Annotated in this window: 20 protein-coding genes; 2 read left to right on the top strand and 18 right to left on the bottom strand. The window is 36.9% G+C overall.

What is annotated here, in order from left to right:
* From M9892_11260 to M9892_11240, 5 genes are all read right to left on the bottom strand, one after another.
* Positions 1-522: a hypothetical protein gene (locus tag M9892_11260; protein MCO5254928.1), complete on the bottom strand. Its 522-nt coding sequence runs from the start codon at positions 520-522 to the stop codon at positions 1-3.
* The gene (locus tag M9892_11255; protein ID MCO5254927.1) at positions 519-3149 is read right to left on the bottom strand and encodes a thiol protease/hemagglutinin PrtT; all 2631 of its coding nucleotides are present in this window, start codon (positions 3147-3149) and stop codon (positions 519-521) included. The genes M9892_11260 and M9892_11255 overlap by 4 nt, the downstream gene beginning before the upstream one ends.
* 243 nt (positions 3150-3392) lie before the next feature.
* Positions 3393-4148 carry a class I SAM-dependent methyltransferase gene (locus M9892_11250; protein ID MCO5254926.1) on the bottom strand — a complete coding sequence of 252 codons (756 nt, stop codon included), beginning with the start codon at positions 4146-4148 and terminating at the stop codon, positions 3393-3395.
* 112 nt (positions 4149-4260) lie between these two features.
* Positions 4261-4590, bottom strand: a complete 330-nt coding sequence (locus M9892_11245) for a hypothetical protein (protein MCO5254925.1) — start codon at positions 4588-4590, stop codon at positions 4261-4263.
* A gap of 11 nt (positions 4591-4601) precedes the next feature.
* Positions 4602-6914: a TonB-dependent receptor gene (locus M9892_11240; GenBank protein ID MCO5254924.1), complete on the bottom strand. Its 2313-nt coding sequence runs from the start codon at positions 6912-6914 to the stop codon at positions 4602-4604.
* 114 nt (positions 6915-7028) lie between these two features.
* Here M9892_11240 and M9892_11235 point away from each other — a divergent pair, with 114 nt between their 5' ends.
* A complete protein-coding gene (locus M9892_11235; GenBank protein MCO5254923.1) occupies positions 7029-7685 on the top strand; it encodes a metal-dependent transcriptional regulator in 657 nt (218 codons plus the stop codon).
* A gap of 264 nt (positions 7686-7949) precedes the next feature.
* Here M9892_11235 and M9892_11230 read toward each other — a convergent pair whose 3' ends face one another.
* The 5 genes from M9892_11230 to M9892_11210 all read right to left on the bottom strand — a co-directional run bounded on the left by M9892_11230 (position 7950) and on the right by M9892_11210 (position 13940).
* Positions 7950-8510, bottom strand: coding sequence for a DUF1697 domain-containing protein (locus M9892_11230; GenBank protein MCO5254922.1), 561 nt, complete (start codon positions 8508-8510; stop codon positions 7950-7952).
* 338 nt (positions 8511-8848) lie between these two features.
* Positions 8849-11431, bottom strand: a complete 2583-nt coding sequence (locus M9892_11225) for a thiol protease/hemagglutinin PrtT (GenBank protein MCO5254921.1) — start codon at positions 11429-11431, stop codon at positions 8849-8851.
* Positions 11432-11498: 67 nt separating this feature from the next.
* Entirely contained in the window at positions 11499-11744 is a 246-nt protein-coding gene (locus M9892_11220; GenBank protein MCO5254920.1) for a hypothetical protein, read from the bottom strand.
* On the bottom strand, positions 11716-12483 hold the full coding sequence (locus tag M9892_11215; protein MCO5254919.1) for a phosphosulfolactate synthase: 768 nt from the start codon (positions 12481-12483) through the stop codon (positions 11716-11718). The genes M9892_11220 and M9892_11215 overlap by 29 nt, the downstream gene beginning before the upstream one ends.
* A 23-nt stretch (positions 12484-12506) precedes the next feature.
* Complete coding sequence (locus M9892_11210; GenBank protein ID MCO5254918.1) at positions 12507-13940, bottom strand: hypothetical protein; 1434 nt, start codon at positions 13938-13940, stop codon at positions 12507-12509.
* Between the two features lie 175 nt (positions 13941-14115).
* On the opposite strand from M9892_11210, the gene M9892_11205 reads away from it, so the two are divergent.
* A complete protein-coding gene (locus M9892_11205; protein ID MCO5254917.1) occupies positions 14116-17163 on the top strand; it encodes a M1 family metallopeptidase in 3048 nt (1015 codons plus the stop codon).
* Positions 17164-17229: 66 nt separating this feature from the next.
* Here M9892_11205 and M9892_11200 read toward each other — a convergent pair whose 3' ends face one another.
* From M9892_11200 to M9892_11165, 8 genes are all read right to left on the bottom strand, one after another.
* Complete coding sequence (locus M9892_11200; GenBank protein MCO5254916.1) at positions 17230-21930, bottom strand: T9SS type A sorting domain-containing protein; 4701 nt, start codon at positions 21928-21930, stop codon at positions 17230-17232.
* A 22-nt stretch (positions 21931-21952) separates the two neighbouring features.
* A complete protein-coding gene (locus M9892_11195; GenBank protein MCO5254915.1) occupies positions 21953-22666 on the bottom strand; it encodes a hypothetical protein in 714 nt (237 codons plus the stop codon).
* Between the two features lie 25 nt (positions 22667-22691).
* The gene (locus tag M9892_11190; protein ID MCO5254914.1) at positions 22692-23420 is read right to left on the bottom strand and encodes a hypothetical protein; all 729 of its coding nucleotides are present in this window, start codon (positions 23418-23420) and stop codon (positions 22692-22694) included.
* Positions 23421-23663: 243 nt separating this feature from the next.
* On the bottom strand, positions 23664-24302 hold the full coding sequence (locus M9892_11185) for a hypothetical protein (GenBank protein MCO5254913.1): 639 nt from the start codon (positions 24300-24302) through the stop codon (positions 23664-23666).
* Between the two features lie 27 nt (positions 24303-24329).
* Positions 24330-25052 (bottom strand): hypothetical protein, encoded by a 723-nt coding sequence (locus M9892_11180; GenBank protein ID MCO5254912.1) that lies wholly within the window; start codon positions 25050-25052, stop codon positions 24330-24332.
* An 8-nt stretch (positions 25053-25060) separates the two neighbouring features.
* Complete coding sequence (locus M9892_11175; protein MCO5254911.1) at positions 25061-25765, bottom strand: hypothetical protein; 705 nt, start codon at positions 25763-25765, stop codon at positions 25061-25063.
* Between the two features lie 8 nt (positions 25766-25773).
* Complete coding sequence (locus tag M9892_11170; GenBank protein MCO5254910.1) at positions 25774-26481, bottom strand: hypothetical protein; 708 nt, start codon at positions 26479-26481, stop codon at positions 25774-25776.
* 8 nt (positions 26482-26489) lie between these two features.
* The coding region (locus tag M9892_11165) for a hypothetical protein (protein ID MCO5254909.1) at positions 26490-26935 on the bottom strand (446 nt) is incomplete at its 5' end.

Below are 26935 nucleotides of genomic sequence, written 5' to 3'. Positions count from 1 at the left end.
TTATTTTATGACTTTACATTTGGTGCGAAGTTGTTTGGCATCTATCAACTCATTGAGTTGTTTTTCGATGTTGTCAAACGCATTTTTATTTCCGCAGTCGCAAAGTTCGGTCAAAGGATTGATATCTAAAAGCATCCCTTTCATTTCTTCTAAGGTAGGAGGCTCGGTCAGTTTTGCATATTCTTGATATGTAATATTTAGAAATGCAACATTTTTATTAATCCCTTTGTTGTCAAGGATATATCCATTGTTGAGCGGGGTAGGGAGGAGCAACATATCAGCCGGATATAAATCGGTTGGATGCGGATATGAAACAATCTCTGTTTTGTCATCGTTCATCAACACCGGAACCATATTTCCATAATCTTTTTTTGTTTTATAGATAAAAGCAGGTGGTCCGGGCGTGAACTGAGGTGTAAACAATGTGGCAGTGGATTCAGGGTCTTTTGTTGCTTTTTTTCTTGTTTTACAACTCATTGACATGGTGAGCGCTGAGATAAGGATTAGGGCAATGATTCTCATTTGTTGATTATAATTTTCTTAGTTGATATTCCTGTTTCAGAAAATAGCTGAACAAAATATATACCGTTTGCATACTGTTCTAAAGGTATTGTGATGAAAGACTCATTATTGCTAATATTTTGCATAGCAATCATTTGCCCCATTGAATTGAGAATTCTGATTTGATTGATATGCTCTGCAGATTGGGTCAAATCAACGTGTAAGAAATTTTGTGCAGGGTTGGGGTAGATTGATACCTGTTCCAAAGTTTCTTTAGGAGTGCTCACTCCTGAGTTGTTCCCTTTATTTACAGTAATGTCTAAAAGATATGTGCCAATTGATCCCGTAAAATAAGGTGCTACGCGAATATAAAATGTGCTGCCTCCATTAGTTACAACTCCACTACTCATAATATCATCATAAGTATCAGACCAAAACATGCCATCTTTGGACAAAGAAAATAATACATCAACGCTATAAGTGTTCCCATTTCCGCTATTGTTAAGGTCGTGGACACGTGCAGTTACTGTATAGTCGCCTCCTGCAGGTAAGTTAAACTTATAGTAATCATTGTCTGTACCAATGTGTACGTTAGAACCGGTAGTCAAGACTTTAGCGGTTTCTCCGTTGAAAGAAAGATTGAAATTATACGCATTGTCCTTGGTGTTATTATTTTCATACATGTCCGGGCTGGGTGGGGCTTCTTCGACAATGACATAAATTGGATTCTTAAAATTACTGCTACCGGCATAATACCAGCTGCTTGAATTGTTTGCTTTGTAAGCAACAGATAGAAGGTATGTACCGGGAGCAACCGTAATAGTTCCGTTAAAATCAAGCCCATTTGTATAATGGTAGTTAGGCTGCAAACCATTCGTTTCGTTGATTATTTGAATTGATTGAGCAGTAGTGCCATCTAAGTTAGATAAATCAAGCCTGTAACTTCCAATAAAGTTTGAACTACCGGAGTTTATAATGTCAACATTAACAGAAGCAGATTGTTTTTGTACAAGTTTGTTTCCGGTTATTGTAAAATTTGAATATACCTCAATGTCTGTGGAATACTCAACCGTGAATTGTTTGAGGTTTGAATATGAGCCGTCTTTTACAATAGTCCAGTCAGAATTACCTTGTTTGTAGAATACGGCTAAATAATAAGTGCCCGGAACATATTTTGGTGAGCCGGGATTATTAAATGAAAAATCATCATAGTAACCACTGTTAATTCCAATTGTCTTTTTATCCATAAAATCAACAAAGTTATAGTTCTCATCAAACACGGCAGCACCAATTTCTCCGCTAAAATTATCGGGTCCGTAATTGGCTACTTTAAATGAAGAACTGAAAGCAGATGTGAACCAAATTGGGTTGGCTGACAAAGAAATAGACGAATACATTTGCATGTCAATATTGGCATTGCCACCACCGCCACCACCACCACCGGTGTTTGTGGGTTCTAAATTAAAAATAGCTTGGTGTCCGCTGTTGAATCCGCCAGACCCGCCTCCTGTTCCTACACCTGAAGGATTTAAAGCATTAATGGCGAAATAACCATCATAAGCACCGCCCCAGCCCCAGTTAAAATGAAAATAACTGTTATTGTCATATCCGTCACACACAAAACAATGTCCGCCTCCACTACCAAATCCTGCATATAACACAGGTCTGCCTGCATCAAGCTCAGATTTTAACATACTTATCCATTGAGATTCTGAATAATTTTTTCGTGCTTTGCCTGATAAAGTACTCTTGTATCCAAAATATGTTTTAAAGGCATATTCGGAGCAATGTGTTACAGGGCTTTCTGATGAGATAACATAAGCACCGCTTCCGCCATTAGCACCAATATCATAGTTCATATCTACGCTTATCCCGCAATGGTACATCAGGGTTGATACTGCACTATTCGCACTATTGACTGTATTGGGCATAGAACCATATTGATAAGTTGTGCTGCCAAAGTTTGCGGATAGTGTGCCGTATTTGCTGTGATTATATGAATGGAAACCTGAACCGGTGGCAGGTTGATTCCAGAATTTCATTATTTGTGCCATTGCTGTTGCTACGCAACCGGTAACTGTTCTTTCTGCATTTTGATTATCATAAGGACATAATTCGTTTACATAAGGAGATTGATTCCATTTGGTTTGTAGCATTGGAGCAACTGCTGCTGTTGGCGCTGTAGGTGGATTTGACTGAGTGCCATTTGAGTATGCAGCCCATTGTGCCTTAATTTCTGTTGTGGCAGCAATATTATTGTCAATGGCTTCGCGTATTTGACTTTTGTAACCCTCAAACCATTTTTGAACACTTGAAGGTATGTTGTTCGGATCAAATGTGCCTTCTGTTGAATAGCCCAAAATAGGGATTACATTGTCATCTGCCGAAATGATAATAAAACCTTGCTCGGAATTGTTGAATACATAGTAGTAATTCGTTGGTACAGACGATGCATAACTGCTGCTTGATGTGGAAGTGGATGTATATACTAATTTAAGATTTACCTCACTTCTTCTGATTTGCAACATGTTTAACGAAGACAAAAATGACTGTCCTACGTTTTTGGCAGTGATGGCATCTACCGGCTTAGAGATTATGTCAGAAACAATCAGTATTGCCAGGCTGAGTAATAATAATAGTTTTTTCATAGTATGAATATTTAATTACGAATGAGCAAAATTAGTTGAATTCTTTTTCGTTCACTTTTTTTTTTCATTCCATTGAAAATAGAAACAGACTCAGATTTGTGATTCATAGTTGTACTTGATGATAACACACTTCTCGGTTGAAAAACATTATAACTGCTTTTCGAAGGATTTTGTGCTTTTATTGCCTCCGTATTAATTTGTGGAATTGAAGGTTGGTTTATTTTAATGGTTTTAACTATTACACTAATTGGTTTTGACAAATTGATAATGAAACAGTCCCTTACTTTTAGGTTCGATAAAAAAAGTGTTTAATTTAAATTCCGGACTAAAAAAGTCTAAAATCTTGTGTTTTGAATAACGTTTTGGTCCGGCAAAGCTAAAGTCAAGGAAATGTCGTCTGCCAAAGTGCAACAAAATGTATATAGTTTGATTGTTAGCTAATTTAAGAATATTCTGTTTATATACTTCCCTATACTCCTTATCCATACTATGCAGACAACCGGAATCAAAAATTAACTGATACTTTCTGTTGGCTTCCCATTTGGCAATGTCAACTTTTTGAAAGTCAACAACTACATTTTTATCTCGAGCTCGATGTTTTGCAAACTCTATAGCTCGTTCAATAAAATCAATGCCTGTTACATTAAATCCTTTTTCTGCCATGTAACAGGAATACACTCCGGTTCCACATCCAATATCAAGAACATTAGAACCTGCGGGCATTTTTGATAAAATATCAATTAGTAATGAAGGAATAGACTCCCGATGCCATCTCAAATCGTATTCAGTCTGAGCTTTGTTATATAAATGCTTATATGATTTTTCCCTTGAATCCATTTTTTCTACATTAGTTTCAATCTCATTACTTGTACAGAGTCTTTTGTTGTTGACTATCAACGGATTGCCGAATGCAGGGTGGCACAAGTGATGATGTGCGAAGCACATTTCAATAATAGCACAAATATCCAAACGGGGCAATTTTCCATTGCTTGCGTTCAATGTTTTTCTTTGTTATGTTTTGTAAGTAGTCAAGCTTGACAAATGACTAAGGTTGAGATTCTGCATACGGTAAGCATACTACCACTATCAGCAAGAATTTATTTAAATACGTTTACACATCCTTAAAAATGTCCTTGTCCCATTTTCTAAATTCATAATATTTTGATTTGGGTTCGCCTGTCCACCCGTTTATCCCTTTTTTGGGAAGCAAAACTCCGTGTATGTATAAAACAGGAATGAAGAAAATAGAGTAAACAGTAAGTGCGACTGTTCTTCCAAAGCATAGGGATAGCCCGACTACCACAATTAATGTTACTATGTACTTAATCAATTTTCGTATTCTTGGCGTTCGTTCTTCAAAGTGCCCCAAAAGAATATGACCTAAAGCAATGGTAATGCTTACTATTGCAATTTCAAACCAAAGCGAATTTGTTTCCCACATAAAAAACCTCCTTACTTAAACGTATATCTAATCCCCAAAAAGCCTCTGATACCCTGATTGGAAGCATAAACGTAAGCAGGGTCAAACGTCAGTCCGTAAGGATTGTTTGGTGTAACCATTGCTTGTCCGTTAGCATCAAACTGCACGTCTTTGTCAAAAGGGTCGTTGGTTCTTGCTATGATAAAGGGATTTCGTTTGTTTGGTGTCCAATTCAAAAGGTTTTTCACACCACCATACACTTCAAAACCTTTAGTGAATTTCTTAGTTATCTGGATGTTTTGAATACTGTACCAAGGTGAATATTCGCTACGTGGGTCAAAATTGCTTAACAAAGGCAAGCGCATCGGGCTGTAAACATTACCTGTATAGTCAAAAGAAAGTCCGATTTTTCTGATGGTATATCCTGCATTCCATACACCTGTTACATGTTCGGTAAACATCTGTCTGGTTTTTATATCATTCTTAATACTGTAAACGTCCATGTATGTACCTCCTAAAAGAAATTTCAACCCATTCTTGAAAGCAATATCAAGATTTAATGAAATACCTTGCGATATTGCGTGTCCGTCCAAATTATCGTAAATAATTTTATTTGGGTCTGTGTCGTAATCGGCAATAATCTTATTAGTAAAATAAGTATAGAATACAGATGCATCTATGCCAATAAATGTCCTGATTTTTGCATAAATCTTTTTTACAAAATTGATATTTCCATTCCAAGAAGTTTCTGGTTTTAGGTCTGATAAAAATTCAATTTTTCTAGCTCCTGTCAATGCTGCGTGGTCTTCGGTAAATACGTTTGCTACACGATATCCATTTCCGAGACTCATACGTATGACATTATTTTTATTTTTTGAATTCCATTTGTAATTAAAGCGTGGCGTAACAATACTACCGTGAATAGAATTGTAATCGTAGCGAATACCAATAAGTACTTTGTTATTCTCGTTGATGCTGATTTCGTCCTGAATAAATACTCCGGGAAGATATGTATTTGAAGTCAGATTTTGTTTTGTGCCAAGTGTGTCAAACATAGTAGTTGCAGGTGTGTTGTCGTCATAATAGGTATATCGGAAAGTTGAACCAACAAAAATATCATTCCATTTTACTCGCTTGTTCCAAGTCAGTTGTCCGAAACCTATGTATTGTTTTGCTATGTAAGTGATCTTGCCATAAGCACTATTCTGGTCGTGCCCATTGGCACTGAACTGAAACATAATTGTTTCCTTGACAGGCAATTGATAAGTGCCAAAGATTTCCCAACGTTTGGTATAAATACTTTCGCCATATACTACATTCCCGCCTCTGTATTTCTTTGCCCAATTCATTTCTCCTCCCCAACGGTCTTCATATATATAGCGACCTGCCAATGTGAAAATACGATTGTATTTTCTTTCGAAATTCCATTTATTGAAAACAGCAATTCTGTCTTGTAAAGTTAAATCCGTAAAACCGTCTTTATTATTGTCAATAGGAAGCGAATAATTAAAGTAGTTAACACCAATTAAAGATTGCACTTTCTTGCTTGCATTGAATTTGCCTGCAAGGTCAGTGTTCAGTTCACCCCAAGTTGTGCCATATATGTCTGCTGAAAAGATTGGTGCATTGTTAGGCTTTTTAGTAATGATATTGATAAGTCCGCCAACCGCTTCACTCCCGTACAGTGTGGACGCAGGACCTTTAACAATCTCAACTCTTTCTATCAAATCTTGCGGAATACCTTGCAAACCGTAAACTGTAGAAAGTCCACTTACAATAGGCATTCCGTCAATCAAGACCATTGTATACGGACCTTCCAAACCATTGATATGAATGTCGCCAGTGTTGCAAACATTGCAATTTATTTGAGGACGTACACCGTTTACATTTTGTAAAGCATCAAAAATGGACGAGGTAGGATTTGCTTTAAAAAATTTAGCACTATAAACTTCAACAGGGACAGGGCTTTCCAATTTAGATACTTCTTTCATTGTTCCTGATATTACTACTTCGCCCAATGACAAGTGATTGGAAACTAAGTCGAAATCAACAGATTTTGTTTCATACTCTGTAAGTGTGATCGTCTTTTCAGATATGTCAAAACCAATCGCAGTAACTGTTACCTTATATGTTCCCGCAGGAATATTTTGTATTAGAAATGCACCGGTTGTGTTAGTTGACGAACCATAGATAGTTTCGCCCAAAACCACATTTGCAAACTCTACGGGTTGATTTTCGAATCTTACTTTACCTTTTATGGTGGCCGATTGTGCATGTGTTGCTATACTTGCCAGCAGCATTGTTACTGCTAAAATAAGGGTTCTGTTATATTTTGTATTTTGCATCAGCCATTATTGTTTAGCTTGCAAAAGTAAAAAGTTAGACTAATCAAACAATAATATTTTGATAATATTTTTAATAGTTAGATGATAACCAAAATCAATATGTATTTTTGTAAAATGAACTCTTTGACAGAAGAAAATTATTTAAAAGCGTTGTTTTCTATATCTATTGATAAAGGTGAAGTTAACGTAAATGAACTGTCTAAACACTTAGAGATAAAAATGCCTACTGTGACCAGTATGATGAAAAAACTAGCATCCAAAAAATTAGTGCATTACGAAAGTTACAAGCCATTAAAGCTCACTGATAAAGGAAAAAAAGAAGCTATATTGATTATTCGGAAGCACCGTCTTACGGAAATGTTTTTGGTGGAGCAAATGGGCTTTGGTTGGGAGCAAGTTCACGATATAGCCGAACAGGTTGAACATATTAAGTCACCTGAACTTTTTGCTAAAATGGACGAACTACTTGGTTTCCCGAAGTTTGACCCTCATGGTTCGCCTATTCCCGACAAAAACGGTAAAATGGTTTGGGTAGCATACAGCAATTTGAGTGAATGTAGGGCTGGGGATAAGGTCAAATTGTCTGCGGTAATCAATACCACTGCTGATTTTTTGAGTTTTCTTAACAGCCGGGAATTGAGTTTAGGTTTAATGTTAAAAATAATATCGGTTGAACCATTTGATAATACAATGGTTGTCAGCTATGGTAAACGTTTATCAGAAACTTTAAGCCAAACGGTTTGTGAAAGGCTGTTAGTGGAAAAGGAGTAAAGTTATATTGTAATCGTCTGAATTTTGCATGGCAGTCATTATTAATTCTCTGTCACTTTCATTGTTTAGTGATTTGATGTGGACTTTTTAGCCTAAATTTTAGTTATATAAACAGCATTAATGTTAATTTTTACTTTGTAAATTACATGTAATTCTATGCTTTTTGCAGTTGCGGTAAGTAATGACGTTTTCAATTGATAAGTGTGAGTTTTACGAATTGTCTTGCTTTTGTTGATAGAGTTGAGAGTGGTATGTATTTGCTTGTTATATTAATGTAGCTAATTTAAAAAGTTCGTTTGTAGTTTTCCAATTGCGTGTTGTAGCTGTTACGTTTAGTTTAGCTTCTAAATAACTATTATTAAGCTTTGTCTTACCATATCCATTTGGACAATAAAGATAAATTGCATTGGGCGAAAACTCAATTTCTTCATTAGATAAGCATTTTTCGATGATAATCTCTTTATTAAAGTGTTCCGGTCTGTCAGCCAAAAACGTAACGTGTAAAAATGAAACATCTTTCAAAGCATCTTTTGCGAACGGGTTTTTCTGAATAATGTTTTCCAAAGCTTTTACAGTTAAGACAATAACAGGAACATCAAATCCTAATTCAGTTTTAATTTTAGTTGAGATTATTTTCTCTAGCTTTTTCGGCTCTTTTTCATTTGAAGAAAAAATAACATTTCCGCTTTTAACATAGATCCTGATATTTTCAAATGTTAGTTTCTCATACATCTTTTTTAAAACATCCATTTTGATTAATTTTTGTCCACTTACATTTATACCTCTTAAAATTGAAATGTATGTTGGCATTGGTTCATTTTTCATTGTATATGGTTCTACTTGCTGATTTGGGAAGTATGTGAATATAGTAATTCACAAACAAAATTATATTTTATAAGATAGTGATAAGCCTTCTGTCGTGAAAATTTATCTTGTAACTTATTATAAACAAGAACATAAAAATTCAAGCCACAATTGTTTTGCAAACTTAACATTGAATTTTTGGTTTCTTAAATTAATTTCTACTATGAATGAGAATTGCGATTTCTATATTCCTGAAAATATAATAGTACAGAAGTGTTAAAATACTATTACCTTCTTTTTCAGCCGTGCATGGTAATATCACCAAGCACGGCTGAAAAAGGGATTTGGTTTGCGTGATTTTAGTCTTTGAAAATCACTAATCTTTTTGTGTCAATATAATGCTGGCTGCTGGTCTGAATCAGGTAAATGCCGTTTGGAATATGGAGGGTAGGTATCTCAATCAGTCGGTTAGAACCGTTAACCGTGGTTTGGCTGATTAATTTGCCGGTTAAATCCCAAATTTCAATTTTGTCAATGTTTTCAGGATATTGGCTAACATCTACAACAATGTAAGAATTGGCAGGATTGGGATACAAGTTGACTATGCCGTCTGCAAGGATTGCAAGAACACTGCTTTTGTCGTCTTTTTCAACTGTGATATCAAGCAAATAGGTTCCATTTTCGCCTTCGAAATATGGCGCAACGTGAAAATAGATAGTGCCACCTTGGTTATTATCCAACACAATCTGACCGGGCATCACATCGTCATAAGTTTCTGTCCAAGTAATGCTGTCTAAAGAATAGGAGAAGAGTGCGTCCACATAATAATCGTTGCCGTCATCACTGCTGTATGAGTCTTGCAGTCGCGCCTTGACAGTATAGTTATTTCCTGCGGGTAGTTTGATTTTATAGAAATCATTGTCTGTGCCAATGTGTATATTGGATTCGCTTGATTTCACTTTGGCAGTGAGTCCGGAAAATGTTACCGGCAGGAGATAGGCAGCACCAATGCTGTCGTTGTTTTCATATTTGTCAGGTGAAAGAATGGGTGAGATTACTTTCACATAAATAGGATTTGAAAAATTAGTGCTTCCGGCATAGTACCATTGAGGAGAACCTTGGTATTTGTATGACACATCCATTAAATATGTACCGGGAGGAACGCTGATAATTCCCGAAATATTAAGATTTCTGTTTGCATCAGGGAAAACACCCGCTTCTGTTGATGTGCCAATTGTTTGTGCTAATGAGCCGTCTAAATTGGATAGACTGATTCTGTATGTGCCTACAAAAGTGGCAAAATCGCTGCTGTTCTTAACGCTTACAGCAATATTAGCACTCTCACTCAGGACAAGTTTGTCTCCGGTGATAACAAAGTTTGAATTAGTCTCGATTTCATCTGAGGAGAATTTGAACTGAATTTGTGCTGAATTTGCGAACAAACTGTCGCCAATTATCGTCCAACCACCATCCGTTTTTTTGTAAAATATTTGCACAAAATAATTTCCGGGAACATAAGCGGCACTTCCTTTATTTTTAAATAAGGCAGCAAAACTGCTGTCGTTTTTAATGGATGCATTTGTACTATCTATGAAAGATAAGAATTGCATGTTTTTATCAAAAATGGCAGCACCCAATTTGCCTGAAAAATTGCTGATACCAAAATTTTTGATACTGACAGAAACTTGAAATTGGCTCTTAAACCAAATTGCGGTGTCGGGAGCGGTAATAACCGCATTGAGTTCCAATCGGGTATTTTTGTTTAGCCCTGTTCCGTCTGTTGGCTCTACCCCAAGAATAGCTTGATGTCCGGAATTGAAACCTCCGGTTCCTCCTCCCGTACCAACACCGGATGGATTCAATGCGTTGATAGAGAAATAACCATCATAAGAACCTCCCCAGCCCCAGTTAAAATGAAATAAACCTGCTTCATCATAGCCGTCACATATAAAACAGTGTCCGCCACCGGAGCCAAATCCGGCATAAATAATAGGACGTCCTTCATCAAGCTCTTTTTTGAGAGCTGCTATCCATTGTGCTTCGCTATAACTACTTCTGACAACTCCTTGAAGTGAAGACTTGTAATCAAAGTAGTTTCTAAGTGCGTATTCAGTACAATTCTGTACAGGACTTTGCGAAGTAATTACATAAGCACCGCTTGAGGATGGGCTGTAATTCATGTTCACACTGACACCACAATCATACATCAATGTAGCTACTGCATTGTTTGGACTGTTAACCAAGTTGGGCATGGAGTCCCATTGGTATGTTCTGCTGCCGAAATTTGCTGAAAGACTGCCATAAGATTTGTGGTTATAGGAGTGGAAACCTGTGCCGGTAGGAGGGTAGTTCCAGAATTTGAGCACCTGAGCCATTGCGGTAGCTACACAGCCTGTTACAGAGCCTCCCGGACACATATCATTGACATAAGGACGTTGATTCCATTTGGTTTTTACCAAAGGATCTACTTTGGTGGCGGTAGCACCTGCAGGAGCAGTAGGCTGGACACCGGAGCCTGAATAAATTTGCCATTCCTGTTCAATTTGTGGGTTTGAGGGAATGTTGTTATAGAGAATGTTTTTTATTTGCTCGTTATATTCTTCTAACCAAGCTTTTACGCTGAAAGGAATATTAGAAGGGTTGAAAGTGCCTTCGTTGGAATAGGCAATGATGGGTGTTATCTTGTCGTCACCAGCAACAATAATAAATCCTGTCGAATTAACATTGAATATATAATACAAAGTATGAGTGGTTTGGTTAATCTCATACGTAGGTTTGCTTGATAGTGAGAGCGTTGGAGTTTCTCTGCGTTCAGGGGTTTTGCTATACTTTGCAATAAAGCCTTGTCCTACATTTCTTGCTGTTTCAATATCCACATGTTTGGCAAATAAAGGGGAACTGAATAAGCAGATGGAAAAAAAAGAGAGTAATAATTTTTTCATGATATTTATGGTTGTAAAATGTAATGACAAACTTAGTCAAAGTTCACCTCATAATATGCGTTTTTTTTTACTGCATATAAATTACAGATTCTTTGCTTGGCTCCAGGTTTATGTTGATTCCCTGCAATAAATTAGTTTCCTCGCTCCACAGATAGGTCTCATTCAGTCCGTTTTGTTCAATACTAAAATCTTTTGGAGAAGGGTTGTCATGATTGGGATTTGACATCCTTGGTGTTTGAATGTTGACAGGAGTCTGTGCAGTGCTGTCTGTCCGGTAGAACAAATCAAAGAAAGAAATTAAAGCTGTCGCCACGGAGACCTAAACGTAAGGCTTCCAATGCGATGATGTCGTGTGGGTTGATATTACCCAAATTTACATTTTGTCCAAATAGTTTGATAAACCACACTTGTTGAGATTTTAGTGGAGCTTCCCATAAAATTTGCGCTTCCGGTATGGTATTGACAATCTGATCGATCAAATCTGTTCGCACTTCACCTTTTTCTTTAAAAATACCAACCGTACCGCTTTCACGTGCTTCTGCAATGACTTTCCATGCACCTGCTTCCAACTCTGTTTTCATCATCGCAATCCATTCATGATGAGGGATGATTTTTTCAGCATCTTTAGAGCCTACTTCGCTAAGTACAGTAAATTGTTTAGAGAGCGTTTCGATGTGTTTACACTTTTCTTCATGTGAAATTAATATTGAGCCATCTGAAACTTCAACTGTGTCAAGTTTAAGGTTGTCAAGCAGTCGGCAGTAGTCATCAAATTGTCCGCGTATCAAGTAAGCCTCAAACAGCGTTCCTCCTAAATAAACCTTAAATCCGGCTTGTTGATATAAGGCAATTTTTTCTTTTAATCTGGGAGTTATGTATGCAGTGCCAAATCCAAGTTTTATAAGGTCTATAATGTGCTCACCGTTTTCAGCTAAGGATTGCGCTTCGTTTAAACTTGCCCCTTTGTCCATCACCATTGTTAATCCATTTGTGCGGGGCTTTGCAGTACGTTCAGGTATATTGATAAGATGGAAAAGACTTTGATTGTTCATTTGCGGTCGCAAAAGTAATTTTTTCAAAACAATTCTTTCAAGTTCATGATTTCAGGGTCTTGAACTAAGTCTTTGTCTATCATCTCCAAATATTCAATTGTGTCAGCAGCGTTGAGCGTAAAGCAGTTCATCATTTCTTGCATAAAATGCAGGTTTTTTCCTTCAGTTCTGGCAATCAACGCGGCTAAGAGCATGGTGAGCAATGAGAATTCTGATTCACTATCTTCTGTTTTATGGAAAACATATACTTCATACATATATGTCAACTCTTCTGCACGTAAGAATAACCCGAAAAAACGACTAGTAAGATAGTCAAGTTCAGCATTATAAAATAACTTGGCAAGGTTAAAGCTATTAATCAACTCATCAGTATCATTGAGCATCAGTGCAGCTTCTCCAAGTAAAAGATAGTTTTCAATATTGGTGAAGTGTCCAAGCGACTTTTTTATATAAGGCATTGCTTTGGCTGCATCTCCTTGATACAGATATGAATACCCTATTTCAGCATATACTACATCCCGATTGGCTTCTTCGTTGGAGAGTAAGTTTAGTAGAATAAAACGAGCCTGTGCATAGTCTTCAAGGCGATTCATGCAAATTGCAGTGTGAATAATACAATCTTCTTTCGGATAACCTGCTTCTGACGCTTCTGTAAAATACTTTTTTGCTAAATTGTAATGTTTACTCTCTTGGTGGCAAAGCCCCAGAGAAAATATTGCTTGCGAATCTTTTTCGTTTAAGTAGTGAGCATATTCATAAGATTCAATTGCAAGTTCTACATCCTCTATATACATGAGCGCTAATTGACCTTTGAAAAGCCAATAATTGCAATTGAACGGATCTTCATTAATAAGCGTCTCAGTAGCTTCTAAGACGGTTTCGTGGTCAAATATCATGGGTGAAAGAGCACATTCTATATCATTACTGCAATCAAACTTAACTAATTGAACTAACTTGTGCATGGCTTCGTCCTTGCGTTCAAATCGAAATAGGAGTGTTGTCAATTTAATTTGTAACTCTAAATTAAATTCCGGAATAGAAGACTCTGTTTCTTTCAAGATTTCATAAGATTTATTGTATTCTCCCAATGCTTCATAACATTCGGACAGCCGCATTGTTACATTGGGGTTCATAGGGTCCAGTAGTTTTGCATTAAAGAGAATTGGAATTGCCGTTTTCGGTAAATCATTTTCCAAGTAATACATTGCAAGATATAGGTAGAATACCGCTGAATTAGGAAAAGTATCAATCCCTAATTCTAATACCTTTTTGACTTGAGCATTGTTTTTTCGTGAGGCATGCCAGAAATGTTCATAGAGAAACTCTAACTCAATTTCACTAAAGTACCCGGTTGCACCTGACTCCCATTCGGAAAATCGTGATAATAATTCCTCGGATTGTTTGCTGTCCGGTTCAATAAAGTAATCTTCTTCGTCTTCGTCTTCTTCTTCCCACATACTATTGTTATGTTTAAGTTCAAGTCAAAAGTAAATGAATAAAATAAGGGTGCTTTTTAACTTTTCCATATTTTATTAACTAAACTTGCCACTCAAATTCAATATGCAAAGATACTCTCTATTATTAATTCTTTTGTTGTGTAACGCGGTGTTTGCCCAAGAAAAGAGCTTTTTTGTGAAACAATCAGTCTGGCAGCAGAAAGTTAACCATGAAATTCAGGTTGAGTTAGTTTATGAAAATGAAAGAGCTTATTTAAAAGCAAGCCAAAGTGTGGAATATATTAATAATTCACCTGATACATTGCACGAAATTTATCTGCATTTGTGGCCCAATGCATATCGGGATAATTCCACTCCTTATGCGCTTCAAATGGGGACAATGGGCAAAAAAGATTTTTTATTGCCCGGAGCCAAGAAAGGCAATATCAATGTTAGCAATATAAAAGTAAACGGACAGAATGCAGAGATGTTGAATGCAGAAACGGAAATTGCCAAAGTTGTTCTTGCCAAGCCTCTCTTACCTAACGAATCTCTAACAATGGATATGGATTTTACTGTATTGGTGCCTCCGTTCTATTCCAGAATGGGAGCGTCCGCAACATTTGTGGCAGCAACCCAATGGTATCCAAAGCCAGCAGTGTATGATGTGAACGGCTGGAACACCATGCCATACCTTGACCAAGGTGAGTTTTACAGTGAGTTTGGAGATTATAAAGTTTCAATTACTGTACCTAAAGATTTTTTGGTTGCTTCTTCAGGTGAAATACAGACCGAACAAGAAAAGGTTTATTTCGACAGTCTTTCCGATTTTTATTTGGGAACTTATGACAAGATTGATACACTTGAACACAAAGTAACAACAAAAGGCCATACTTATACAAAAGTTCAGATAGTTAGAAACAAGCCTGCTATGCCATGGACGGATAAGCATACTGTGGTTTATACCCAACAAAATGTACATGACTTTGCATGGTTTGCTTCCTCAAAATTTAAAGTTATTGGAAGAGAGATTAAACTCAAAAGTGGTAAAGCCGTTTTTACTCGTTTCTTTTCAACCCAAATACCAAACGATAGAGATTTGGATAAGATTGAAACTTCGCTTATTCATTATTCAGACCATGTGGGAGATTATGGCTATAATGTTTGTTCAGTTGTAATTGGTCCATTAGAAGCCGGTGGAGGTATGGAATATCCCACGATTACAATATGCGCATCCAATGATTTTAGCACTGTGATGCACGAAATAGGGCACAATTGGTTTTACGGTGTTTTAGGCTCAAATGAGCGTCAATTCCCGTGGATGGATGAATCTGTAAATACTTTTTATGAGAATTTATATTCCATTACTTCTAAAAGAGGATTTGAAATTGATGCTGTACGTATGTCGTCTGTTAATACCGGTGTTGCATTGAGTTTCGCCAATTCAAACATTGACAAATTATTAGACTTGGATTATAGAAGGATGGGGGAGTCTCAAAGTGGAGATTTGCCGGCTGAGGAATATAATTCTATGAGCTATTATTCGGTTGTGTATGGACGGAATCCTCATTCATTTACTTATTTGCGCGAATATCTCGGTGATGCAGTTTTCAGAAAAGCCATGTCTGATTATTACCAAAAATGGAAGTTCAAACACCCGCTACCGAAGGATATGCAAACATCTTTTGAGAACTCTACTAAACAAAATCTGAATTGGTTTTTTGAGGGAATGTTGCATGACTTCAAAGGAACCAACTTCTCTATTGTATATATCAAACAGTTAACCCCAAATAATTTTGAAGTTAAAATCCGAAATAATTCAGAACTCAAAATTCCCCTACAATATGGATTTGTGCAACAGGATGGAAATATGTTTATTGAAAAAGGATTCGTAGCACCCTTCTACAATCAGGATACGGTAATTCAAGTGCGTACAATATATGGCAGGTTGGAAGATTTTAGGATAGACCCATATCTTCTGTTGCCTGAAAATAAAAGGGTTGACAACCTTGTTAAACTTGGGAAAGAAAATAAAAAAATTAAGCCCGGATCCAAACTCACAGTTAAGATGCTGTCAATTATTGAAAATCAATACAAAAGAGAGCTGATTGTGCAACCTGCCGTGGGCACAAATCTATATTCAGGTTGGGGATTTGGCGTGAATATGTACAATAGGGTTTTCCCTAATAAAAAGTTTGAATTCAGTTTGATGCCGATGTACGCGCTCAAATCGCAAAGTATCATAGGAATGGCTGAAGTTAAGTTTAATTTCAGGGTATTTGGCAAACCTTTTTACAGAATTTCAACCGGAGTAAATACAAGTCGGTTTGACTACAAACCCAATGGTTTTGCTAATGTCTATAATAAAATTAATCCTTTTGTTACTTTCTATTTTAAAACCAAGGGCAAAGCTGCACAAAGATTTGAGAAGAAGTTAAACATTGAAGCCATTGGAATTTTTTCTGACAAAACTACCTATGGAATTTATAATGAGACATTAGACACTACTTATGTTTTGCAATTTAATCCTTCTACGCGCGCTCGTTATCTTAGGATTCAATACCGTTTCAAAGACTTCCATGCTGTCAACCCTCAATCAATGAACTTTGGATTGGAAGGTGGAAATACAGGCATTGGCTACCAAGCCAACCATGTTCAATTCGCAAAGTTTGATTTCAGTTATTCGATAGAACAAGTATTGAACAAAAAGGGCAGGGGAATGAAAGCAGAGTTTAGAACCGGTGCCATACTATACCAATCCAAGGGTTTGAGCGGGATTTATCTTTTTAGGGGAAGCGGAAATTCAGGTACTTTTGACTATTTGTTCAATGATTTGATGATGGGACGCAATGAGAGTATTAAAAATAATATTTGGGGTCAACAGTTAATCACCCAAGGTGGAGATATGAGAATCAATGCCCCTTCATTTATAGGCAATTCCTATATGACGCTTAAACTTGAGAGTAGTTTGCCTTTGATTAAAATTGTGCGTGTATATGGTGACTTTGCGCTCAATCCGAGTTTGTTTGATAAAGCCACTCTTTATTGGGTAGGAGGTATTTCCTTTGTTTTATTGAAAGATGTTGCTGAAATATATATGCCATTGGTTTATGGTCAAAACTTTAAAGATTTCTATGACCTTAATAAAATCAGCTTCATGCAGCGTATCTCATTTAAATTAAATCTGGATTATGTCTATTTTCGGAAAAATCTGGATAAGCATAAAAAGGTGTTGGGGTTGTAGTGAAGTGTTGCGGGTATTGCCCTTAGAAGCCATTGATTTGAGATAGGTTTTCCCGGTTTACACTTTTTATTCCTTTGCAACAACAAACTTGGCATGACAGGTTTGTGCAGCGGTGTTGAGCCGGATGAAATACATGCCTTCGCTCAGTTCGCTGATGTCTATTCGCTTGTCGTTGAGTCTGCCTGCTACGACAAGGCTGCCGGTAATATTGTAGATGAAATACGTGCCTGCCTCTGTTGCTGTTTGCACAAACAGTTCTTTGGATGCGGGATTAGGATATACCCAGAGAGCACTTTGAGAGGATGTGATTATATCTGTGTTAAGCACCCTGTTTTCGTTTTCGGACGGCACTTCTACAAAATAGCCATCCAGACACGGATAGAGGCTAAAAACACTGTCAGGAGAAACTACACCTTCTCGCAAATCTTGTTCGGCATGGTTCTGACATTCAAGTTTGTCCAAGACAAAGTTTTCAAAAGGACTCAATGCCGTGCTGCGTATATTCTCTATGGCAGCAAGGGCGCTCTGATAATTCCCAGCCACACGCTTTAATTCTGCTTGCATAGTCCTTAATCCAAAAGAATCTCCATGCATAAAGTGATTGGAATCCAAAGTGCTTTGGGTCAGGATGTCCTCCAGCAAATTGTGGAGCATTGTATATTCCGAACCTTCTTGCAGACTGTCGCTCACCCGGTTGTTTATATGCATGTTTTCCGACCAATATGCGACTTGTTCCAAGAGTTGTTTGAGCAACTCGTTGTATCCAACATTGACAGCCGTATTGCTAATATAATTATCCACCAAAACCTCTTTGTACAAATGGATAATAGCGGTGGGGGAGTATTGTGTCAGGGAATATCCTGCTTCAAAGAGAGAGGCTCTGATGTCGTTTAGTTCTAAGTTTGGGAAGTTAGGGGTGTTAAAAACAAGAAAGCCGGAGGCGAGATTGTCATGGGAATAAATTTCGTCTGCATAGTCAGCAGGATTTGAAACCGGAGGGAGCGAAAAATCCTCCCATTTGCTTTGTGCACATTCCGTCTGTATCTCCTCTGTGAGATAGGTATAAGTGACGGAAATGGGAGGGGCTCCAAAATCAAATGTATAATATTGGTTCATGTTGGGGGTGTATCGGTTATACAGAAACGTGTTAAAGGGAGCATGGGTGTTGCCGTCTGTCCAATCCGCTTGTGCATATTGCCCGTCAGCAAGCATGTATTCCGGTGTGGGGTTAATGAAATTGTAGCTGGATGACAAGTTGGGCGTGGGTAGGGTAGTGCCTATTTTTCCGTTGAGGAAAAAAGACAGGTCTTTTTGCAGATGGTTGGGATTGCTCGACAGGATATTATAGCCCTCATTTAACCAAACCATTCCATTGTATCTGCTCATGATTGCATTGGGGTTTGAACTTAACGTGTTATATCCGCTCAGCCTTTGGGAGCTTGCATAAAGGTCTGCGTGTTCTTCCAAGTGAAATGCACTGGCGTTACCATAGATTTGATTGCAGCCTGCAAACACAGTAGCGGCAAATCCGTGTATTGCAACTCTATTGTCAGTGATTTCATTTTTGCGAATATTCACATTGTTGATTCCGCTTGTACCCTGAAACAGGATGCCGGTGGAGGTGGATGGAGCGGCTGAATGATGAAAAAGATTGTTTACTATATATACCCTACTGGACACCGTCCCATAGGTAAGGATTCCGCTAGTTTCGTACCCGCTAAAACGGCTGTCTTTGACCCACACGGGTACTCGTATTGCTTTAATACCCGTCTGGTTATTTTCAAAATCGCAGTCCTCAACTGTGTGGGTGCGTACATGGTTGCGAACATGGATATCGGATTGTTGCTCGTGCTGCCAGAGGGGATAATACAACAGTCCGTTTTCTCCGTGTGTGATTTTTACTCGTGTCAGGGCAGAGGCAGCACCCCAACCCCAAATTTGTATGCCTTTGTGTCGGGGCGATTGGGTGGAGTGGATGGGCAGCACCTGTACGTCTTCCATGACAAGGGTGTTTGCCATTTCCATGTTGAGGCGGCTTGTACTGCCCAATTCTATTTGGCAGTTGCTAATTTGAACCGTGGAAATGCTGTTGGGAACAAACCAGCCTTCATTTCCTGTCACTTCTATTAGCTTGTGGCTTGTGCTGCTTCCTTCCAACAGGATTTTGTTATTTCCCATGCCATAAATGGGTTTTTTCCAGGCATGGTTTTCATTGCGGTGTATTTTCAAATATCCAAACCCTTGTGCTCCGCCCTCTACTGCAAAATCTGCATTGGGCATCAGGCGGATGTCTCCTTTTATTTCTAAAACCGCATTGTCACCGTTGAGAACAATCTTTGCTCCGGGGTGGAAATCAATTCGTCCGCCTGCCTCGATGACAAGTTTGGAGTTGTTATTGATGATGAGTTCAGAACCGGATTCGAGAACGATGGTAGTACCGGAACCAATGTAAGCGGTAGCGGTTGAATATTCTGTCCAATCTCCTATAATGATTCTTCCTGTTTCTTCTACTGTTGTGAGTTGATTGCAAAATGACATATTAACATGGCTGTGTTGCGCAGGGTTGGAGTTGCTGCCATTTGTCCAATTGCTGTTGATATTGTTGTTAATGAATAAATTTTGACCATCTGTTATGATAAGCGGATCTGAAAGGTTTGTTCCCCAACCGTTGTGATTGTTGGTAATGTTGAATGAACCTGTGGTGGTGTTAAGTTCGCTACGGTCTATTGCATGGTAAGTATAATTATAAAATGTCGGAGTACCTTCTACAAGGTTAAAATCATCATCCTGACTAAGATTATCATTCCTGTGGTTTATGGTTTGAGTTACAAAAATTAAATCTGTTGAAAAGCGTTCAGGAAAAGCAGTGGGATTATTGGTATTTACCAAGTTCCAATCCATTACTTCTTTAATATGTCTGCGTATCTCACAATCAGAAGTGTTTACAACTAATTGTTTGAAATACTGCCCCAAATCCTGAATAGTGTTTGCATCGGAAGATCGATTTTGATAAAAAGGCATCATAATTTCTTTATAAGAAAAGTTTGCATAGTCATTTCTGACACCTCCTACTACATCATTAATCAAATTAGCCCAATCTCCAGTGTTTGTAGGAATACCAAAACCTTGAAATTTACTCACATCGTCAAACAAATCAAGCAGAGTTCTTGCAAAAGGCTCTTCTGCTGTAAATGGATGGGTGGTATTATTTAACGATTCAAAGCGTCTATGATTATTATCAAGCCAACTTATTAATGGTCTTACGTCATTAGCTTCATCATCATCCAAGTAATACCTTGCATCCGTAATATAAGCTACAGCATTTGCGAACCCTTCGGTAATCGTTTGATTTGGATGGCTGTTATTATGGGCAAAAGTGTGAGTTCCTCCTGAATGAGTCTGTCTTTTCCCGTTTTGTAGAATCCGAAAATGAATATGATGCCCCGTTTCGTGTTGAACGACTGTTTCGGCAGAAATATGCATGGGGTTTAGCCAAACCCTGCTGCCTGCCAGATTATATCGGGACCAGCCATTATCGATGAATATACGTATATGTTTCATCTCAAAACCACTCTCGCCATTCATTTCTACATTAACATATTCCATTGCTCTTGCTGTCCAGTGAAAAACCTGAGCTAACTCGCCAGACTGCATGTTTATATTGCCTAAATTAAAGGTTACTTCATTTCCGTCAGTATAATTATGTGTCATGCTGCCTAACCTCGCAGCTACTGGTACTATGCTACCACTTATTTCAAAGCGCGAGACCGTCACATAATCGTTGATGTTTACAATTCTTAAATAAACTCGAATATTACCATCTAGATTGAGCTTAGTTCTTTCGTAGGATAAGTCAAAATCTCCGTTTGCATCAGTTTCTCCCCAAACTAATAATTTATCTGGCATCCATCCACCTGTCTGTTCCCATACTTGCACTCTGATTCGTTTAATATTTAGAGTTACCTCACTATTGTTGTCGTTTCTGTGTAAATGGCTTATATTACCTGTAACCCTTCCCTTGAAAGTCTTGATTAGTCTTCTGTAATGCTCGTCCTCTTCTAAACCCGTTGTATCTATGTTTACAGGAACGGAATACGATTTACCCGGAACCTGAATATATTGAAAAGGTAACAGTGTGTCCAATGCAGGAATTGTCATTGTATCAATCTCGCCCAAACTAAAAGCTATTGATTCGCTGTAATGTGGGATAATCCACTCTCTGTTCAAACCGAGAAAGTCATAAGCAGACCAGGTGTAAAGGCTGTCGTTTTCAAAATAAAGGTAAATAAACTCATCGTATCTGTTATTTTTTGTAAATAAGGTAATTTTTATTTCCTGATAATAGTCCGGCAATTCCATTTCATTGTAACTCAAATGGATTTGATATCCGTTGCTGTCAGGCAGGTAAACAGTTCCTGTATCCAATGGAAAGCTGCTCATCGCAAAATAGTTGCCTGAACTGATTTCTATTGCTGAAAATTCAACGGTATCATTAACTACAACTGTTAGGTTAACAGAATGATTTCCGTCAATACTGCCTGTAACACAGCTCTCAATTTTCATTAAAAGTTCATGGTTATTCAACTCATGACAATCAGTTATAAAATTATCCTTATTGTCAATAGAGTTTTGTTTGTTTTCATGTAAGCTATGCTCGCACAAATGATTATGAGCTTTTGTACTGCTTGTGTAGAAAGTCTTACTAAACCTTTTAGCGACAAGGGTTGTAAGTACCATGGCTGCAACAATTAAAATTGTCTTTTTCATAACTTTATTTTTTAGTTTCTTCTTATTGTGTTCTGATAATGTTGCAGTCTATGAGCTCCCATATCTGACTATTTAGTAGTTCCATGCGGCTAATACCTATGTTTTTACTTATATAAATCCTAATATTAAGCCCTTCAATATCTTTTATTATCAATGTCTGCTTTAGTTCACCATATGGAGTAATTAAATTATAATTATTTTCTTCAACAGCATAAGGCAGTTTTCTTGTCTCTTCACTTTGCATTAGAAAAGGGTATTTCAAAGATAAAATAGGTTTAGTCAATGTTTTAGCAAAAACACTTTTTAAACCCCACCCATATTCAATTGAATGAATATTAGAATATGGAGAGGAAAGAATTAATGCATCATATTGTCCTGATATTGAATTATTTAATTCGGGTGTTTTAAAAATATAATTTGAATGAGTGAAATACAAATCCACCTTTTCAAAAGCACTAAATCCATTAATCAAATTATCAAATACTACTTTTCTAGTATGATACACCACCCTCATCGTATCATAAATATCCACTCCAATGGTATCTGTTCTTTTAAACACCCACCAGCTACCGGTTTCTGCATACCAATAGTCAAGGAAATCTTTTTCTATGTATAGCGTATCTCTTGGTCCATCTGTACAATCAAAACAATCGTTCTTGTCTTTTGTACAACTATTATTGCTAAATACAATTAGCAACAATAAGATAGAGAATAGGATGGTTATTAGTTTTTTCATAATATATTTATTTTTTAGTTTCTTCTTATTGTGTTCTGATAATGTTGCAGTCAATGAGTTCCCATATCTGACCGCCATGGATTTCCATACGGCTGATGCCGATGCTTCTACTAATACAGAAACGAACATTTAGATTGCTTTTGTCAGTTAAAATAAGAGTGTTATTTAATACCCCATAAGGCGTTTCTAGAATGAAATCACTCTCCTCTATTATATAAGGCAGGTTTCTTGAATCAAATTGTGAAACAATTAGGGGAAATTCTAAATCTAACATCCTCCGCCCAAATGAATCAGCTGGTACATAAAAATAACTATTATCTTTCATTACCCATCCATAGTAAATTTTATTTATGTTAGAGTATGGTGAAGATTCAATGCCTGCATCAAATTCGCCAACAATTGAATTTCTATATTCAGGGTTCTTAAAAAGAAAATTTGAATGCGTGAAATATAAATCACATTTTTCGAATGCATGAAATCCATTAATCAAATTATCAAATACTACTTTTCTAGTATGATACACCACCCTCATCGTATCATAAATATCTACTCCTACCGTATCTGTTCTTTTAAACACCCACCAGCTACCGGTTTCTGCATACCAATAGTCAAGGAAATCTTTTTCTATGTATAGTGTATCCCTTGGTCCATCTGTACAATCAAAACAATCATTCTTGTCTTTTGTACAACTCTTATTGCTAAATACAATTAGCAACAATAAGATAGAGGATAGGATGGTTATTAGTTTTTTCATGATTGTATTGCTATTTAGTGTATATGTTTTTAATGTTCTTTCTTCCCTCAAAGAGCTATAAGGAAACTTGGCTTGGGAAATACTTTTGAATGTGTTTAGATAAATTCAAAAGAACACAGAAAAAGGATAGCTCTTTTTTTTCAAAACTCTGCGATTCAAAGATAAAGGCAAAAATGGATGAAACTAATTTATTTGTCGATTGTTTTTTTACTTTTTAATTTATAGTTTGTTTGGTGCTTAGTTTTAAGTGTAATAAGATTTTGGAATGCTGTCGTTTGCAAATTCTTCAAGTGTCAAATCGGTTATTGGCAAAGAATCTTTATTGATATATACCCTTGTATCATGGTTGTTAGATTGGCTAAACCAAACCCTATGCAAACTTTCAAAATCTATCTCATTCCAAATTTCAATAGTATTCCAAGGAGTAAAGTAAACCATGAACGATTCTGAAGATAATTCTTGCTCCTCCGTACTGTTCCATATCTGCACCTGTACTATCTGATAGTAAAAGGGAATATTGCTTTTGTTGAAGCCGATTTTGAGAGAATTGGAAATAGAATCTCCAGGGTTATGACTTCCTGTGATAATATTTGGATTACCTGGAAAGGTAAAGAATGCACCTGATTCAGCAGGTCGCGGCTCGGCAGTGTTGAACTGAGGAAAAGCTAACTTCACTCTGATAGTTTGATTAGTAGTGTCTGTAAAATACACTTTGTAATCCACACTAAATTCCTGGTTAAAAGTGTCTAATGCTATTTCGTTACTTTGTACCATGCTAAAGAAGGCGCTTCTTCTCATAGGTTCATAGTTTTGAGTTGAGTCTGCAACAGCATGGAGTGTTGTCAGCATCAACAGGCTAATAAAGAATAATAAATGTTTCATATTGATAATTGTTTTTAATTTTGTGTTTTATTGAATTACTTTGTAGTCGGCTAATTCCCATACATGGAGCAACTCTAACGGGTCTTTGTCATGAAAACCTTTAAACTTATATATTTCTTTTCTGACTACACCGATGTGTTTAGCATGATAATACTTTGTAATAGCATTCACAGCACTATTGTATCCATCTGAAACCAATAAGACATTCTGATAAGTTTTGTCGAAAACTTTGAATGTGGCAAATAAGGTATCATGTGTGATAATAGTAAAACCATTCCATGCCCCCACCGTTCCCTGCAAAACGGGGAAATACATATAATCAGAAATGCCCCCATCTCCAGAAGTCTGATTAATATTCTTAATATTAACAGCCCCTCTAACTGGATTTATATTGTTTGTTACTCCACTATTTACACCATACAGTCCTATAAGTTCAATTTTTGTATTATTATATGTCTGTTCCATTACAATATGGACCCGTTCTCGCCATTCTGCATTACATTTTATTCCTTTTCTTAAATATTGATCAAGAGGGATTGTATCCGTATATACATCTGATACATAAACACTATCATAAGAACCTGTAATTGAGTCAATATATATCCAGTAACTCCCCGGTTGAAACACTATCCAATCCAACATTTCTTGTTCTAAAAAGCGCGGTGCAGGTTTTGGACATTTTTTTTCTTTGAAGCAGGATTGTAGTATAATCACCAACAATATACTGATAAGTAGGGTTATTTTTCTCATAACTTTATTTATTGAATTGTTTTATAGTCTATTAATTCCCAAACTTGTAGTAGTTTAGGTTTAGGATTGTCTCTATCCATTTCATATATTTCTTTTTTGATAACTCCTATATGCTTGGCATGATAGAATTTGGTTTCCGCGCTGTATGCTCCGTTAGCATTGTCATGTACCCGCAAAACATTTTCATATTGCTTGCCAGCTACTTCATAATTGGAGTAAATAGTATCATGTTTTATAAACGTAAATCCATTCCATGCTCCTATCGTTCCTTGTACCACAGGGAAAAACATATATAGGGAATACCCTCCGTCACCGCCTGCATGGTTTAGATTCCGAATTAGTATATTTCCTCTAATATTTGTTGTGTCATTGTGTACACCACTACTCATTCCATATTTACCATCTAATTGAAATTTATAACCTAAACTTGAATTAGTAATAACATATATAACATCATAAATTGCAGAAGGACAATTTTCTCTTGAACTTTGGTACTCTTCCCTGTCTATTCTCGCATTAGTAACATAAATACTATCCATAACACCACTTATAGTATCTCTGTAAATCCAGTAACTTCCTTCCTTAAAATAAACCCAATCCAGCATTTCCTGTTCTAATAATATCGGGGTCAGTTCTCTGCATTCTTTTTCTTTGAAGCAGGATTGTAGGACAATCAACGACAATGTACTGATAAGTAAAATTATTTTTCTCATAACTTTATTTATTGAATTACCTTATAGTCTGTCAGTTCCCAAACTTGCAAAAGCTTGGGATTGGGGTTGTCTTTATCCATTTCATATATTTCTTTTTTGATAACTCCTATATGCTTGGCATGGTAAAATTTGGTTTCTGCATTATATGCTCCGTTGCCAGTATCATGTACCCGTAATACATTTTCATATTGCTTGCCGGCTATTCCATAAGTGGAGTAAATAGTATCATGTTTTATAAACGTAAATCCATTCCATGCTCCTATCGTTCCCTGTACCACAGGGAAAAACATATATAGGGAATGCCCTCCGTCACCTCCCGCATGGTTGATGTTTCTTATAGAACTCGCTCCTCTTGTATTAGTAGTATCGTTTTGTGCGCCAGTTCCTATTCCATAGCCACCAGATATAAAATATTTTCCTCCCAAACTTGATGCCATTGTTATTTCTGCAACATGACCAACTGTATGTGGACATTTCTTGTTTTTTATATAAGTAACTTCACTTCTTTCTTGAGTTTCTACAACAAATACGCTATCTGTAGTGTTAGTAATGGAGTCTAAATAAATCCAATAGCTACCAGGCTGAAAAATTATCCAATCCCTCATTTCCTGTTCAATGGGTGGTCCTTCTGTTGGTTCTCTGCATTCTTTTTCTTTGAAGCAGGATTGTAGTATAATCACCAACAATATACTGATAAGTAGGGTTATTTTTCTCATAACTTTATTTATTGAATTACCTTATAGTCTGTCAGTTCCCAAACTTGTAGTAGTTTGGGATTGGGGTTATCTTTATCCATTTCATATATTTCTTTTTTGATAACTCCTATATGCTTGGCATGGTAAAATTTGGTTTCTGCATTATATGCTCCGTTAGCATTGTCATGTACCCGCAAAACATTTTCATATTGCTTGCCAGCTACTTCATAAATTGGAAAAATTGTGTCATGCTTTATAAAGGTCCAACTACTTGCCCATCGCCCTATCGTTCCCTGCACCACAGGGAAAAACATATACTTTGAATACCCTCCATCACCACTTGTGTGATTTAGATTGTTAATCATTACTGTACCATGTGTGTTTGTGGTGTCATTGCTTACTCCTGTACTGAGACCATATCTGCCATCTAATTGAATTTTTGAACCGGATGTTGAATTGATGATTACATACATTT

It is taken from the genome of Bacteroidota bacterium, assembly GCA_023957335.1.
In the GTDB taxonomy this organism is placed as follows: domain Bacteria; phylum Bacteroidota; class Bacteroidia; order NS11-12g; family UBA955; genus JALOAG01.
Note: the sequence above shows the minus strand (reverse complement) of the source record. Positions and strands in the feature narration are given on the sequence as shown.

Coding starts and splice junctions, on each gene's coding strand:
- M9892_11260 (MCO5254928.1), bottom strand. CDS start 522: ATGAGAATCATTGCCCTAATCCTTATCTCAGCGCTCACCATGTCAATG.
- M9892_11255 (MCO5254927.1), bottom strand. CDS start 3,149: ATGAAAAAACTATTATTATTACTCAGCCTGGCAATACTGATTGTTTCT.
- M9892_11245 (MCO5254925.1), bottom strand. CDS start 4,590: ATGTGGGAAACAAATTCGCTTTGGTTTGAAATTGCAATAGTAAGCATT.
- M9892_11240 (MCO5254924.1), bottom strand. CDS start 6,914: ATGCAAAATACAAAATATAACAGAACCCTTATTTTAGCAGTAACAATG.
- M9892_11235 (MCO5254923.1), top strand. CDS start 7,029: ATGAACTCTTTGACAGAAGAAAATTATTTAAAAGCGTTGTTTTCTATA.
- M9892_11230 (MCO5254922.1), bottom strand. CDS start 8,510: ATGAAAAATGAACCAATGCCAACATACATTTCAATTTTAAGAGGTATA.
- M9892_11225 (MCO5254921.1), bottom strand. CDS start 11,431: ATGAAAAAATTATTACTCTCTTTTTTTTCCATCTGCTTATTCAGTTCC.
- M9892_11215 (MCO5254919.1), bottom strand. CDS start 12,483: ATGAACAATCAAAGTCTTTTCCATCTTATCAATATACCTGAACGTACT.
- M9892_11210 (MCO5254918.1), bottom strand. CDS start 13,940: ATGTGGGAAGAAGAAGACGAAGACGAAGAAGATTACTTTATTGAACCG.
- M9892_11200 (MCO5254916.1), bottom strand. CDS start 21,930: ATGAAAAAGACAATTTTAATTGTTGCAGCCATGGTACTTACAACCCTT.
- M9892_11195 (MCO5254915.1), bottom strand. CDS start 22,666: ATGAAAAAACTAATAACCATCCTATTCTCTATCTTATTGTTGCTAATT.
- M9892_11190 (MCO5254914.1), bottom strand. CDS start 23,420: ATGAAAAAACTAATAACCATCCTATCCTCTATCTTATTGTTGCTAATT.
- M9892_11185 (MCO5254913.1), bottom strand. CDS start 24,302: ATGAAACATTTATTATTCTTTATTAGCCTGTTGATGCTGACAACACTC.
- M9892_11180 (MCO5254912.1), bottom strand. CDS start 25,052: ATGAGAAAAATAACCCTACTTATCAGTATATTGTTGGTGATTATACTA.
- M9892_11175 (MCO5254911.1), bottom strand. CDS start 25,765: ATGAGAAAAATAATTTTACTTATCAGTACATTGTCGTTGATTGTCCTA.
- M9892_11170 (MCO5254910.1), bottom strand. CDS start 26,481: ATGAGAAAAATAACCCTACTTATCAGTATATTGTTGGTGATTATACTA.